General features: G+C 65.0%; 11 protein-coding genes. 3 read left to right on the top strand and 8 right to left on the bottom strand.

What is annotated here, in order from left to right; all coding sequences use genetic code 11:
• Positions 1-40 precede the first annotated feature (40 nt).
• Entirely contained in the window at positions 41-1,816 is a 1,776-nt protein-coding gene (locus KUO17_RS24080) for a bifunctional diguanylate cyclase/phosphodiesterase (RefSeq protein WP_217978076.1), read from the top strand.
• Here KUO17_RS24080 and KUO17_RS24075 read toward each other — a convergent pair.
• The 8 genes from KUO17_RS24075 to KUO17_RS24040 all read right to left on the bottom strand — a co-directional run bounded on the left by KUO17_RS24075 (position 1,792) and on the right by KUO17_RS24040 (position 12,540).
• On the bottom strand, positions 1,792-2,166 hold the full coding sequence (locus KUO17_RS24075; RefSeq protein ID WP_217978075.1) for a hypothetical protein: 375 nt from the start codon (positions 2,164-2,166) through the stop codon (positions 1,792-1,794). The genes KUO17_RS24080 and KUO17_RS24075 overlap by 25 nt on opposite strands.
• On the bottom strand, positions 2,163-2,504 hold the full coding sequence (locus KUO17_RS24070; protein WP_217978074.1) for a helix-turn-helix domain-containing protein: 342 nt from the start codon (positions 2,502-2,504) through the stop codon (positions 2,163-2,165). Before KUO17_RS24070 ends, KUO17_RS24075 begins: the two co-directional genes overlap by 4 nt.
• A 99-nt stretch (positions 2,505-2,603) precedes the next feature.
• The gene (locus KUO17_RS24065) at positions 2,604-3,044 is read right to left on the bottom strand and encodes a YkvA family protein (RefSeq protein ID WP_217978073.1); all 441 of its coding nucleotides are present in this window, start codon (positions 3,042-3,044) and stop codon (positions 2,604-2,606) included.
• Between the two features lie 277 nt (positions 3,045-3,321).
• The gene (gene bamJ / locus KUO17_RS24060; protein WP_217978072.1) at positions 3,322-4,044 is read right to left on the bottom strand and encodes a BamJ family beta-barrel-assembly machinery protein; all 723 of its coding nucleotides are present in this window, start codon (positions 4,042-4,044) and stop codon (positions 3,322-3,324) included.
• 188 nt (positions 4,045-4,232) lie between these two features.
• Positions 4,233-5,165 (bottom strand): pca operon transcription factor PcaQ, encoded by a 933-nt coding sequence (gene pcaQ / locus KUO17_RS24055; protein ID WP_217978071.1) that lies wholly within the window; start codon positions 5,163-5,165, stop codon positions 4,233-4,235.
• A 122-nt stretch (positions 5,166-5,287) separates the two neighbouring features.
• The gene (nirD, locus tag KUO17_RS24050; protein ID WP_217978070.1) at positions 5,288-5,650 is read right to left on the bottom strand and encodes a nitrite reductase small subunit NirD; all 363 of its coding nucleotides are present in this window, start codon (positions 5,648-5,650) and stop codon (positions 5,288-5,290) included.
• A complete protein-coding gene (gene nirB / locus KUO17_RS24045) occupies positions 5,650-8,208 on the bottom strand; it encodes a nitrite reductase large subunit NirB (RefSeq protein WP_217978069.1) in 2,559 nt (852 codons plus the stop codon). The genes nirD and nirB overlap by 1 nt, the downstream gene beginning before the upstream one ends.
• Positions 8,209-8,487: 279 nt before the next feature.
• Complete coding sequence (locus KUO17_RS24040; RefSeq protein ID WP_217978068.1) at positions 8,488-12,540, bottom strand: bifunctional nitrate reductase/sulfite reductase flavoprotein subunit alpha; 4,053 nt, start codon at positions 12,538-12,540, stop codon at positions 8,488-8,490.
• A gap of 291 nt (positions 12,541-12,831) precedes the next feature.
• Here KUO17_RS24040 and KUO17_RS24035 point away from each other — a divergent pair, with 291 nt between their 5' ends.
• Together KUO17_RS24035 and map are read left to right on the top strand one after the other, a co-directional pair.
• Positions 12,832-13,035 (top strand): ParD-like family protein, encoded by a 204-nt coding sequence (locus KUO17_RS24035; protein WP_217978067.1) that lies wholly within the window; start codon positions 12,832-12,834, stop codon positions 13,033-13,035.
• Positions 13,032-13,814: a type I methionyl aminopeptidase gene (map, locus tag KUO17_RS24030; RefSeq protein WP_217978066.1), complete on the top strand. Its 783-nt coding sequence runs from the start codon at positions 13,032-13,034 to the stop codon at positions 13,812-13,814. The genes KUO17_RS24035 and map overlap by 4 nt, the downstream gene beginning before the upstream one ends.
• Positions 13,815-13,847 lie beyond the last annotated feature (33 nt).

Genomic DNA, 13,847 nt, shown 5'->3' with positions numbered 1-13,847 from the left:
GCCAATGGCCCCAGTCCCTTTTTTTCAAGGTAGCCTTGCCATGACCGTGACCGAACAGCTCAGCGCATTGAGCTCCATTTTGGCTCAAAGCGGCTTGCACAGCCTGTTCCAACCCATCGTCTGCCTGTCCGAGCGGCGCATCCTCGGTTATGAAGCGCTCAGCCGCGGCCCCTCCAACAGCCCGCTGCACTCCCCCATCAACCTGTTCGCGGTGGCCCGCCATGCCGGGCGCCTGACCGAGCTGGAAGTGGCGTGCCGCGAGAGTGCCTGCCGGCAGTTCAGCCAGCAAGGCCTGGAAGGCAAGCTGTTTCTCAACGTCTCGCCCGAATCGCTGCTCGAACCGCAGTACCCGTCCGGGGGTACCCTCAAGCTGCTGCAAAGCCTGGGCATCTCGCCCAGCCGGGTGGTGATCGAACTCACCGAGCAAACCCCCATCTACGACTTCCAGCTGCTGTTCAATGCCCTGCATCACTACCGCGACATGGGCTTCTCGATCGCCCTCGACGATCTGGGCGCCGGCTACTCCAGCCTGCGCCTGTGGTCGGAGCTGCGCCCGGACTACGTCAAGATCGACCGGCACTTCATCGACGGCATCCATCAGGACGCGGTCAAGCGCGAGTTCGTCGGTTCCATCCTGCAGATCGCCAAGGCCTCCCGCGCCCAGGTGATCGCCGAAGGCATCGAGCTGCCCGAAGAGCTGACGGTGCTGACCGAGATGGGGGTCGACCTGGTACAGGGCTACCTGCTGTGTCGCCCGCAGGAGCAGCCGCCACGCGATGCCGCCACCCTGCTGCCCGCGCCCAGCGGCGTGGCGGTACTGGTAGACGAAGGCCGCGACCTCAGCGCGCTGCTCAACGAACAACCGGCCGTCAGTGGCGATGCCGCGACCCTGGAGGTACTGGCGCTGTTCCGCCGTCAGGCCAACCTGAACTCCCTGGCGGTACTCGACCGCGAGCAGCGCCCGTGTGGCATCGTGCACCGCCATTCGCTATCGGACGCGCTGCTCAAGCCGTTTGCCACCGACCTGTATGCACGCAAGCCGATCAGCCGGCTGATGAGCGAAGACTTTCTTGCGGTGGAGCTCAACCAATCGCTGCAAAAGGTCAGCCGCCTGCTCACCAGCCGCGCGCGCCAGCGCATCGAAGAAGATTTCATCATCACCCTGGAGGGTCGCTACCTGGGCCTGGGCCGGGTGATCGATGTGCTCAAGCTGATCACCGAACAAAAGCTGCAACAGGCGCGCTATGCCAACCCCTTGACCCTTCTGCCGGGCAACGTGCCCATCCAGCAATGCCTGACGCGCCTGCTGCAACAGCAGCGCGAGGCGGCGATCTGTTATGTGGACATCGACAGTTTCAAGCCCTTCAACGATATCTACGGCTACGCCAAGGGCGATGAAGTGCTGCTGTGTCTGGCCCAGTGCCTGAGTGAACGGGTCGACCCCAATCGCGATTTCGTCGGCCATATCGGCGGCGACGACTTCATGCTGGTGCTGGGCTCAAAGGACTGGGAACAGCGCCTGCAGGTGCTGCTGGATGACTTTCACAAGGAGTGCCGGCGCTTCTACCGCAGCGAACACGTGGAGGCCGGGTGTTTCATTGCCCACAACCGCCTGGGCCAGCGCCAGGAGTTCCCGTTGCTGTCACTCTCGATCGGGGTGGTACAACTGCATGCGCACACCTGCGCCCAACTGGACGCCGACCAGTTGGCCGACCTTGCCTCGCAGGCCAAGCACCACGCCAAGGACATGCCCGGGCACAGCCTGTACCTGATCGATACGGCGCTGGCGCCTCAGGCTTGCTCGGGCTCGGGATAACTGTATTCGAATACGCGCACCACTTCGGAGGCATGCCAGGACGCGGCGGCGATACCATCGGACGGTCCGGAAAAACGCCCCAGGCGCTCCACGCATTCAAAGAAACCGGTGCGCGGCAAACGGCTGGCGCCCTGGCTGATCACCAGCGAGCTGCGCAGCGGCTGTTCGGCACGGGCATCGAGTACCGCCAGGTACTCCAACGCTGCCGTCAGGGTCTGCATCGCCGGGCTGGGCAGTTCGAGGCGTTCGAGCAAGGCGCGGTAGGTCAGCAGGTGGCGTTGACGGCGTGCGACATCCAGCTCGCCGAGCAACCCTTCCCATTGCTGACGGCTGATCCGCACCCCGCTCACGATGGCTCGCTCCAGCCCGCCACGCCCAGTTCCCAGGCCAGGCTGCGACGGATCGCAGCATCGGGCTGACGTTCGCCGCTCTCGATCAGGCCCAGGTATACCGGGCTGATGCCCACCTTGCGGGCCAGTTGCTCGGCCGCCAGGCCCTTGCCCTCACGCAATGCGGCCAGCTCGCTCAGGCTGGGCAAGCTGGCCGGGGCCGCCGCCGCGGGCGTGGTTTCGGATGCTTCAACACGGGCCGCCGGCTGGCCTGCCGCCTTGAGCAATGCCTGGTACTGCTCCCAGGGCACAACCGCGTACTCGGGTTGACCGTCTCGGCTGATAACCTGAATACCCATTACAACCCCCTTGTCGGACTCTGCGCATGTAATCGGTCGGTATAGCGCTTATGCCAAATATAGTACCAGCCGACAGGGTATTGCAGGGTGTAACCATATTCAGCTTTTTTCCTGCTCAAGCCGCAGGGCTTCGGCCGTGTCGGGCAAGCGCTCGACCACGCGCAGTTTCTCCGGCGCCTGGCGGTGGCGCCAGGCACGAAATGCCGCCAGTTCGCCGTCCACGGTTTTCAGTACCCAGGCCAGCACCGCGATGTCGTCGAGCATGCCCACGCCCAGCAACCAGTCAGGGATGGCATCGAGGGGGCTGACGAAGTACAGCAGGCCAGCGACGATGGTCACCAGCGCCTTGGGGCTGATGGCGCGGTACTCGCCGCGCCACCAGGCCACGCACAGTGCCTGCAGCAGCCGCACGTCGTCCTTGAGCTTGCCCAGACGCGGCCCCTTGCGTGCCACCGCGAAAATCAGCGCAGGCAAGCGGCCACGGCTGAGCAAGCGCTCGGCCAGGGGCAGAAAACGGGCAAAATTCCAGGGTGCGTTCATACCACCTCCAACGGCTGGGCCGGGAAGGTTATCCACAGTAATTGTGGATAACCTTGTGAACAGAGGCCATTTTCAGACTCGGGGCGCCCGCCAGGCAAGGGCCTGGCTTAGATCGGGCGTTTTTTACACACTTGTTTCAATCGGCAATCGTTTTGCCCAAGGCGTCACGTTTGCACCGCCGCCCCACCTTGTGACGCCAGCGCAGGCCCTCGGTTCAGCTGGATGCATAAACGACAACGCCCCGTCGAGACGGGGCGTTGTGCACACACGGGGACGCTTACTTGGCCGGGGCTTCGTCTTGCGCCTTGGCCGGGTCCTTGATGGCGATCAGTTCCAGATCGAACACCAGTACCGAGTTGGCCGGGATCATCGGGCTCGGGCTTTGTGCGCCGTACGCCAGATCGGCCGGGATGAACAGCTTGACCTTCTCGCCCACGTGCATCAGTTGCAGGCCTTCGACCCAACCCGGGATCACACCGCTGACCGGCAGGTCGATCGGGCTGCCACGCTCTACGGAGCTGTCGAACACCTTGCCGTCAGTCAGCTTGCCTTCGTAGTGAACAGTCACCACGTCAGTCGGCTTGGGCTGGGCGCCCTCGGCCTTCTTCACGATCTGGTACTGCAGGCCGGAGGCGGTAGTGACCACGCCGTCTTTCTTGCCGTTTTCTTCAAGGAACTTCTTGCCGGCGGCGGCCGACTCTTCGCTCATCTTGACCAGGCGCTCTTCGGCACGCTTTTGCAGCGCGGCGAAGGCTTCGACCAGGTCTTCATCCTTGATCTTCTGTTCTTTCTTGCCAACAGCGTCTTCGATGCCCTGGGCCACGGCCTTGGAATCGAGGTCGTCCATGCCTTCCTGCGCCAGGCTCTTGCCCATGTTCAGGCCGATACCGTAGGAGGCTTTCTGTGCCGGAGTCTTCAGCTCGACGCTGGTCTGCGAATCGCAACCCGCCAGTACCAGGCCAACCAGGGCAACCGCAGCCGCCAACCGATGCTGTTTCATGCTATTTCCTTGTTCATGCGCCAAAAGGGCAATCGAGTAAAGCCGCGAGCTTATCAGGCGGCCACGACCAATGGCTACCGGCATGAGAGCAACAAAAGGTGGAGAAGTTCACCCGGATTAACGCTTCTTCATACAGCCGATAAGCCAGTGGCCAGTATTGCAGGTGCGCATGGGTTTGCTGATGAAATTTACGGGTAGTGGCCTTGCCGGTACTGCCCCGCCACCTCGCGCAGCACCTCGCACAGCCATTGCGCCGGCAGTGCCTGTGGCAGCGCGGCATTGCTGCAGATGCCCACCGAGCCGCCGGGCTCGCGCACGCCCAGGTCCAGCTCGCACAACTCGCCACGGCCAAGGTCCACGCGCACCGCGTCACGCGGGGCCACCCACACTGCATCACTGCCCAGCACATAGCGCCGGCTCAGCGCCGGAGAAAGCGTTTCCAGACGTTGCTGCGGTTGTTCGATGGCGCATTGCACGAACAGGCTGTCGGCGTGCTTGCGGATGGTGGTGCCGGCCAGTGGCAGCACCAGCGGGTAGCGGCCGACCTGGTTGCGCTCCACGGGGTTGCGTGCCAGCAGTGGGTGGCCTGGGCGTACCACCAGCGACATCGATTCGCTGTACAGGTGTTCGAACAGCAGGCCCTGGATCTGCGGGCTGTCGGTCATGCGCCCGATCACCAGGTCCAGTTCGCCTACGTGCAGTTGCGCCAGCAGGTGCGCGCTGGGGCCGGTGGCGACGCTGACCACCAATGCCGGGTGGCGTTGGTGCAGGCGGCAGATGACTTCGGGGACAAGCAGGCTTTCTACGGTGGAGAGTACGCCGATCCTGACCTGCGGTGGCGCGTGTTCTTCGCCGCGCAGGGTGCTGACGCCTTCGCGCAGGGCTTGCACGCAGGGGCCGGCGTAGCGCATGAAGCGTACCCCGGCGGGGGTCAGTTCGACGCCGTGCTTGCCACGTTCGAACAGGCGGGTCTGCAGCAGGTCCTCCAGCTCCTTGAGGGTCTTGGAAATGGCCGGCTGGCTGATGGCCACGGCGTCGGCGGCCTTGGCGAAACTGCCTTGGCGGGCGATTTCGAGAAAGCACAGCAGGTGTCGGAACTTGATGCGGGTATCGAGGTTCATGGGCGCAGTCTATCGTAACTGCGCGGTGAAGCCTTCGCTGGCAAGCCAGCTCCCACAGGTACCCCACTGCCCTCCAGAGCGGTGGCATACCTGTGGGAGCTGGCTTGCCAGCGAAGTGGCCATCACGCCACCCCCAACTCCACCTGGTCCCCATTCAACCGCACCGCCCAGGTGCGCAGCATCTGCGCCGGGTCCTCCAGGCAACGCCCGTCGCGCAGGCAGTAATGCTGCTTGTACAACGGCGATGCCACCACCAACTCACCCTTGAGGCTCCCCACGATCCCGCGTCCGATCACATTGGCACCCGACTGCGGATCATGGTTGTCCAGCGCATGCACCTCGCCCTCACTGCCCGGCACATAGAACAACGCCACCTGCGCCCCCTCATGCCACACCACCACACCCGACTGGGCCACCAGGTCGGCGCGACCACACACTGCCTGCCACTGTTGCTGCTGCATCAACGCATTGTTCGACGGGCTCATCAGAGCACCTCCTCGGTAGTGGGGATCAAGTGAAGCTCTGGCGCCGCAATCGGCCGACGCTGGCCACGCTCACGCACGAAATGCACGCCAGGATCAGGCCGCTGGTCATTGACGAAGGTACGGAAGCGCTTGAGTTTTTCCGGGTCTTTGAGGGCATTGGCCCACTCACATTCATACCGGTCGACCACCAGCTGCATCTGCGCCTCAAGCTCGGCACACAGCCCCAGGCTGTCGTGCAACACCACCTGCTTGAGGTACTCCAGCCCGCCCTCCAGGTTCTCGCGCCACACCGAGGTCCGTTGCAACTTGTCGGCAGTGCGCACATAGAACATCAGCACCCGGTCGATGGTGCGGATCAGCGTGTCGTCATCCAGGTCGGTGGCAAACAACTCCGCATGCCGTGGGCGCATGCCGCCGTTGCCACACACGTACAGGTTCCAGCCATTCTCGGTAGCGATCACGCCGATGTCCTTGCTCTGCGCCTCGGCGCACTCGCGGGTGCAACCGGACACCGCGAATTTGAGCTTGTGCGGCGAGCGCAAGGCCTTGTAACGATCCTCCAGGCGCAACGCCATGGCCACGCTGTCCTGCACGCCATAACGGCACCAGGTGCTGCCCACGCAGGATTTGACCGTGCGCGTGGACTTGCCGTACGCCAGCCCGGTCTCGAACCCGGCCGCAATCAGCTCGCTCCAGATGTCCGGCAGCTCGTGCAACTGCGCGCCGAACATGTCGATGCGCTGACCGCCCGTGATCTTGGTGTACAGGTCGTACTTCTTCGCCACCTGGCCGATCACGATCAGCTTGTCCGGAGTGATCTCGCCACCCGGAATGCGCGGCACCACCGAGTAGGTCCCGTTTTTCTGCATGTTGGCCATGAAGGTGTCGTTGGTGTCCTGCAACGGCACCAGTGACGGGTCCATGATCGGCCGGTTCCAGCACGACGCCAGGATCGAGCCTACCGTGGGCTTGCAGATGTCGCAGCCGATGTGGCCACGGCCATGCTTGGCCAGCATTTCATCAAAACTCAGGATGCCTTCCACCCGCACCAGCGCGTACAGCTCCTGGCGGGTATAGGCAAAGTGTTCGCACAGGCTCTTGTCCACGGCCACGCCGCGGGCGATCAGCTCATGCTCGAAGACCTGCTTGAGCAGCGCCGTGCAGCCACCACAGCCGGTCGATGCCTTGGTCTGGCACTTGAGCTGGGCCAGGTCGCTGCAGCCGCCATCGATGGCCGAGCACACCGCGCCCTTGCTGACGTTGTAGCAGGAGCAGATGGTCGCCGTGTCCGGCAGCGCATCGGCCCCCAGCGCCGGGGCCCCACCCGATTGCGGCAGGATCAACCCCGCCGGGTCGGCCGGCAGCGCGATGCCGTTCTGCACGTACTGCAGCAGTGTGTCGTAGTAGCTGTTGTCGCCGACCAGCACCGCGCCCAGCACGCGCTTGCCGCTGGCATCCACCACCAGCCGGCGGTAGGCCGCATTGGCTTCGTCGATGAAGCGGTAGCTGCGCGCGCCGGGCGTGGCGCCATGGGCGTCGCCGATCGAGCCCACATCCACCCCCAGCAACTTGAGCTTGGTCGACATGTCGGCCCCGGCAAACGCCTGCGCCGCCTCGCCGGCCAACGCCGCCGCCAGGTTGCGCGCCATGCTGTAGCCCGGCGCCACCAGGCCGAACACGCTGCCATTCCAGGAAGCACATTCACCGATGGCGAAGATCTGCGGGTCACTGGTACGGCAATGATCGTCGATCACCACCCCACCGCGTGCGGCAACCTCCAGCCCGGCGCCACGCCCCAGCGCATCCTGCGGACGAATCCCGGCGGAGAACACGATCAGGTCGGTCTCCAGGAACTCGCCGCCGTCAAAGTTCATGCGGTAGCGGTAATCCTGGCCGGCGACGATCGCCTGGGTGGCACGCGACAGGTGCACGCTCACCCCCAGCGCCTCGATCTGCGCACGCAAGGCCGCACCGCCCTCGCCATCCAGTTGCACCGGCATCAGGCGTGGGGCGAATTCCACCACGTGTGCCTCCAGCCCCAGCGACTTGAGCGCATTGGCCGCTTCCAGGCCCAGCAGGCCACCGCCCACCACCACACCGCGGCGCGCCGAGGCGGCGGCAGCACGAATGCCGTCGAGGTCATCAAGAGTGCGATAGACCAGCCGCGCGGCGCCCTCGCTGCCGTCGATCGGCGGCACGAAGGGGTACGAGCCGGTGGCCAGGATCAACTGGTCGTAGGCGTAGCGACCTTGCTCGGTCACCACCTCGCGGCGTTCACGGTCGATCTCCAGCACCGCCTCGCCCAGTTGCAGGACAACACCATGCTCGGCGTACAGCCCGGCCTCACCCAGCGCCAGCGCCTCGGCATCGTTGGCGCTGAAGTATTCCGACAGGTGAACCCGGTCGTAGGCACGCTGGCGCTCTTCACCAAACACCCGCACCTCGAAGCGCGCCAGTGCGCCGCGCTCGATCAGTTGTTCGACGCAGTGATGGCCGACCATGCCGTTGCCGACGATGACCAGTTTCTGCCGTTGCTCGATGGTCACTTTCGCATTCATACCCGATCCTCTCTCAAGGCCAATCACGGTGCGGGGTGGCTACCCCGTAAAAAACACACAAAAAAAGGCGCCTGGAGCCGAAGCTCCAGGCGCCTTTGCCTGGTATTGATCTGTTATGTAGCCCTTGACGGTGATCGACGTTGACCACCCGGGGCGTTGTACCAAGGTGAAAAGCAGGGACCGTGCCAACTGCCAAAACCCCGTGCAATCAGACGGTTTGCGCGCGCCAGCCCGCTAAAATCGAACCAAGCTGGTGCAGCGCTCCCCGTTATGGCGCATTCAGTACACGTCACGCAGGTAGCGTCTGTCGCTGGCCAGGCGAGCCACATAAGCGGCTGCCTCTTCGGCGCTTTTACCGCCATGCGCGGCCACCACCTGCTTCAACGCGCCATCCACATCCCTGGCCATGCGCTCGGCATCGCCACACACGCAAAAGGATGCCCCCGCCTCCAGCCAGCGCCACAGCTCGGCGCCATGCTCGAGCATGCGGTGCTGCACATAGATCTTCTCGGCCTGATCACGCGAGAACGCGGTGTCAAGACGGGTCAGCAGGCCACTGTCGCGCCAGGCCAGCAGTTCGTCGCGGTAATAGAAGTCGAAGGCTTCGTGCTGTTCGCCGAACAGCAACCAGTTTCGCCCGCGGGCACCGCGCGCCTGGCGTTCTTGCAGAAACCCGCGAAACGGCGCGATACCGGTGCCCGGCCCGACCATGATCAGCGGCGCATCGTCGTCTTGCGGAACATGAAAATGCGCGGACGGTTGCGGGAAAATGTCGACCCGCAGCGCGTCGGCGCGGTCGGCCATGAAGGTCGAGCACACCCCCTTGCGCTCGCCATAACGCACGGTCGATACCGTCAGGTGTACCTGCTCGGGGTGCAGGCGCGGGCTCGAACTGATCGAGTACAGCCGCGGCTGCAGCGGCTTGAGCAGCGCCAGCCAGGTCGACAGCGGCAGGTGCAACGGGTACTGCACCAGCAGGTCGGGCAATTGCCGCCCCCACAGCCACGCCTTGAGTTCAGCCTTGTTGGCCGCCTGCAAAAGGTGCCGCAACGGCTCGTCGGGGTGGTGCGTGGCCACCTGTTCGAGCAGTTGCGGCGTAATCCGGGTGATATCCAGGTGCTCACCCAGGGCCACGGCCAGTGGCATTTGCGGCCGGCCCTTGAGCGTGACCGGGGTGTCGCCGCCCTGCTGCATCGCCTGCAGCATCTGCGCCACCAGCGTCGGGCAGTTGCGTGGCCACACGCCCAGTGCGTCACCGGCCTGGTAGCTCAGGCCACTGCCGCCCAGGTCGAACACCAGTTGGCGGGTTTCCTTGCTCGCGCCCGCAGCATTGAGCAGGCGGTTCTCCACCAGCCTGGCCGCCCACGGCTGCTGGCGGGTATACGCGGTGACAGCCGGTGCCGTTTCGATCGGTGCTGTCGACGATTGCCCCAGCACCCCGGTCAGCGCCTCCAGCCACTGGGCGAACGGCTCGTCGAAATCCGGCTCGCAGTCGACCCGTTCCAGCAGGCGCCGGGCGCCCAGCTCGGCCAGGCGCAGGTCAAGCTTGCGACCAAAGCCACAGAACTGGTCGTAGCTCGAGTCCCCCAGCGCCAGCACGGCATACGGCAGGCGCGCGCAGCGTGTGGCGTCTTCGCTGTGCAAGGCCTGCCAGAATGCCGCGCCGCTGTCAGGCGCCTCGCCATCGCCGAAGGTACTGGCGATCAGCAGCAGGCTGGCGGCGCCTTCGAGCTGGGCCAGGCTGGCCGTCTCCATGCTGCACGCCTGCACCCCCAGCCCGGCCTGGCGCAAGCGGGCGGCGCACTGCTCGGCCAGGGTCTGGCCATTGCCGGTCTGCGAGGCCCACAACAGCAGGTGCTGCGCCTGTGGTGGCGCAGGCGCTTCAAGCGCGACCGGCGCCGTGCCCGTGCGTGAAAACAGCCCTGCCAGCAAGCCATCGATGAACAACCGCCGCGACGGGGCCAGCGGCGCATTCGCCGGCAGGCTAGGCACACCCTGCTGACGCACATCGGCATGCCCCAGGCCGAGCAGGAAGCCCTGCATGTATTGCTGCTCATGCTCGGCCAGGGCCAGTTCAACGGGCGCGCTCAGGCCCAGTACGTGTCGCAGGGTATCGGTGGACATGGGCCCGGTCTCCTGGGCGGCTGGCGTAGTAAGGTCGAGGGCCTCGATGCGCTCGCCGCTGATCCGGGTCAGCGTCACGGCGCAGTGCTTGAAGGCCGGTTGCAGCGACACCGGGTCGACCGCGTCGCAGGTCACGGCGTTGATCGCCAACTGCTCGCCATACACGTCGTTCCAATGAAAGGGCGCGAAGCAGTTGCCCGTCATCACCCGCGTACTGACCCGCGCCGGCAGCACCGCCTGGCCACGGCGTGAACGGATCTGTACCTGGTCCTTGTCGGCGATGCCCAGGCGCGTGGCGTCCTCGGGGTTGATCTCGACAAAGGGGCCGGGGTCGAGTTTGTTCAGGGTCGCGACCTTGCCGGTCTTGGTCAGGGTGTGCCACTGGTGCTGCACCCGGCCGGTGTTGAGCACCAGCGGGAAGTCGTCGTCGGGCAGCTCGGCAGGTGGCAGCCAGGGCCGGGCAAAGAAGCGCGCCTTGCCGCTGGCGGTAGCGAAATTCAAGGTCGCACGCGCGCCGCCCACATCCTGGCGCACCGCTTGATGGCGGCCGTCGTTGAGGTAGCGCAGCGGGCTGCGCGTGTCGGCCCGCCCCGGCTCGCACGGCCACTGCTGGGGCGCCTGGCGCAGTTGTGCATAGCTGATGCCGCGCAGGTCATAGCCGGTGGCCGGGTTCCAGGCCTGGCGGATTTCGTCGAACACCTGCTCGGCGCTGGCGTAGCTGAAGGCCTCGGCATAGCCCATGGCGCAGGCGACGCGGGCGATGATCTGCCAGTCGGGCAGGCTCTCGCCCGGAGGCTCGACGGCCTTGGCGGTGAGGGTCAGATTGCGCTCGGAGTTGATCATCACCCCTTCGCCCTCCGCCCACAGCGCCGCCGGCAGCAGGATGTCGGCGTAGCGGTTGGTTTCGGTGTCGAGGAAGGCATCCTGGGTGATGACCAGTTCCGCTGCCTGCAGGCCGTCGATCACCTGCTGACGGTTGGCCATGCTGGCCACCGGGTTGCTGCAGATGATCCAGCAGGCCTTGATACGCCCGGCGGCCAGGCTTTCGAACAGCGCCACGGTGCCGTCGCCGGCCTCGGCGCGCAGGCTGGCGCGCGGGATCTGCCACAGGTCTTCGACAAACTGGCGATCGCCCTCCACCAGCGCCGAGCGTTGCCCGGGCAGGCCCGGCCCCATATAACCCATTTCGCGCCCGCCCATGGCATTGGGCTGGCCGGTGAGCGAAAACGGCCCGCTGCCGGGGCGGCAGATGGCGCCGGTGGCCAGGTGCAGGTTGCACAGCGCATTGGTGTGCCAGGTGCCGTGGATGCTCTGGTTCAGGCCCATGGTCCAGCAACTCATCCAGTTGCGCGACTGGCCGATCCAGGCGGCGGCCTGGCGAATGTCGGCCTCGCTCAGGCCGGTCAGCTCGGCAACCCGCGCGGGCGTGTAGTCGGCCAGGAACGCGGGCATTTCATCCCAGCCTTCGGTGTAGCGGGCAATGAAGTCAGTGTCGGTGTGGCCGCTTTCCAGCAGCAGGTACAACAGGCCGTTGAGCAAGGCCATGTCGGTGCCGGGGCGAATCTGCAGGAACAGGTCGGCCTTGTCGGCGGTGGCGCTGCGCCTCGGGTCGACCACGATCAGCCGGGCGCCGGCCTTGACCCGGTCGAGCAGGCGCAGGAACAGGATCGGGTGACAATCGGCCATGTTCGCGCCGATCACGAAGAACACCTCGGCGTGGTCGAAATCGTCGTAGCTGCCGGGTGGGCCGTCGGCGCCCAGCGACTGCTTGTAGCCGCTGCCGGCGCTGGCCATGCACAGGCGCGAGTTGGACTCGATATGGCGGCTGCGCACGAAGCCTTTGGTCAGCTTGTTGATCAGGTACTGCGCCTCCAGCGACAGTTGCCCGGACACGTAGAACGCCAGTGCGTCGGGCCCATGCTCATCGAGAATGGCGCGCAGGCGCAGCGCCGCCTGTTCGATGGCCTGGTCGATGCCCAGCCTTACCGGATCGCGCTCGCGCTGATCGCGCAGGAACGCCTGCTGCATGCGGCCCGACTCGCTCAGCGGCTGATGACAGGTCAATCCCTTGGTGCACAGCCGCCCTGCATTGCTGGGGTGCTGCTTGTCACCGCTGACCTTGGTCACCTGGTTGCCTGCCACTGTCATGACGATGCCGCACCCGACCCCGCAATAAGGGCATACGCTGCGTACCGTGGTGCTGGCCATGCCCACCTCCTGAAAACCAAACAAAAAGGCGCCCTGCTGCGCCCGGCTTGAAGTAGCAAGCGGGGCAGCACGGCGCCTTTGTCGTGAACGGGGCAATCTGCGTTGACTGCCTGATGCAGGAGCATTAGCAAGGTACGCGCCACAATTGCCGAAGCCGCGGTTTCAGGGGCGTGCGCCGTTTGAGGCAGCGATTGACGTGCACCGCCTTGGGCACCGATGCACCAAGCGATGGCATCAGTGGCGAAAGATACGATATGGTGTGTATACGTTCCATATACAGAGAGCATTATCATGGGCATCGTCAAGATCGATGACGCGTTGCATGAAGACCTGCGCATTGCCAGCGGCGCGCTGTCGCGTTCGATCAACGCGCAGGCCGAGTTCTGGATTCGCATCGGCATGTTGGCCGAGCTCAACCCCCAGTTGACCTATCAGGCGCTGTTGCGTCAGTTGCTGCGCCAGGAACAGGCCAGCCTGCGGGAGCTGATCGCATGAGCGAGGTAATCCTGAAGAGCCCGCAGCAACTGGCACTGATGCGTCATGCCGGGCAGTTGCTGGCCCAGGTATTTGCGCACCTGGACGGCTTCATTCGTCCGGGTGTCAGCACCTTGCAGATCAATGACCGGGCCGATGCGTTCATTGTCGAGGTGCTCAAGGCGCGGCCGGCGAGCAAGGGGCAGTATGGTTTTGCCTACTCGCTGAACACGTCGGTGGATCATGTGGTGTGTCATGGCGTGCCGAGTGCCGAACAGGTGCTCGAGGCCGGGTCGATCATCAACGTCGACATTACCCTGGAGCAGGGTGGCTACATTGCCGATTCGTCGAAGATGTATGCCGTCGACACGATCGGGGCCGAGGCGCAGCGGCTGGTCGACACGACCTATGCGGCGTTATGGGAGGGTATCGGCCAGGTGCGGCCCGGCGCGACGCTGGGGGATGTGGGGCATGCCATCCAGCGTCATGTCGAGGCGGCGGGCTACAACGTGGTGCGCGAGTATTGCGGGCATGGCATTGGCCGGCAGATGCACGAGGCGCCCGAGGTGTTGCATTACGGGCACAAGGGCAGCGGGCTGGTGCTGCGGCCGGGGATGGTGTTTACCATCGAGCCGATGGTCAACCAGGGTGGGCGTGGGGTACGCACGCTCAAGGATGGCTGGACGGTGATCACCCGTGATCGGGGCTTGTCGGCGCAGTGGGAGCATACGGTGGCGGTGACGGCGCGTGGGGTTGAGGTGTTGACCTTGCGTGAGGAGGAGCGTGGCATGCTCACGTAAGCCAGCCGCACCGGGCTGTTGCTGTTGCTGTTG

Source organism: Pseudomonas aegrilactucae (assembly GCF_019168305.1).
Lineage (GTDB): Bacteria > Pseudomonadota > Gammaproteobacteria > Pseudomonadales > Pseudomonadaceae > Aquipseudomonas > Aquipseudomonas aegrilactucae.
This window is presented reverse-complemented; position numbering and strand designations above follow the sequence as displayed.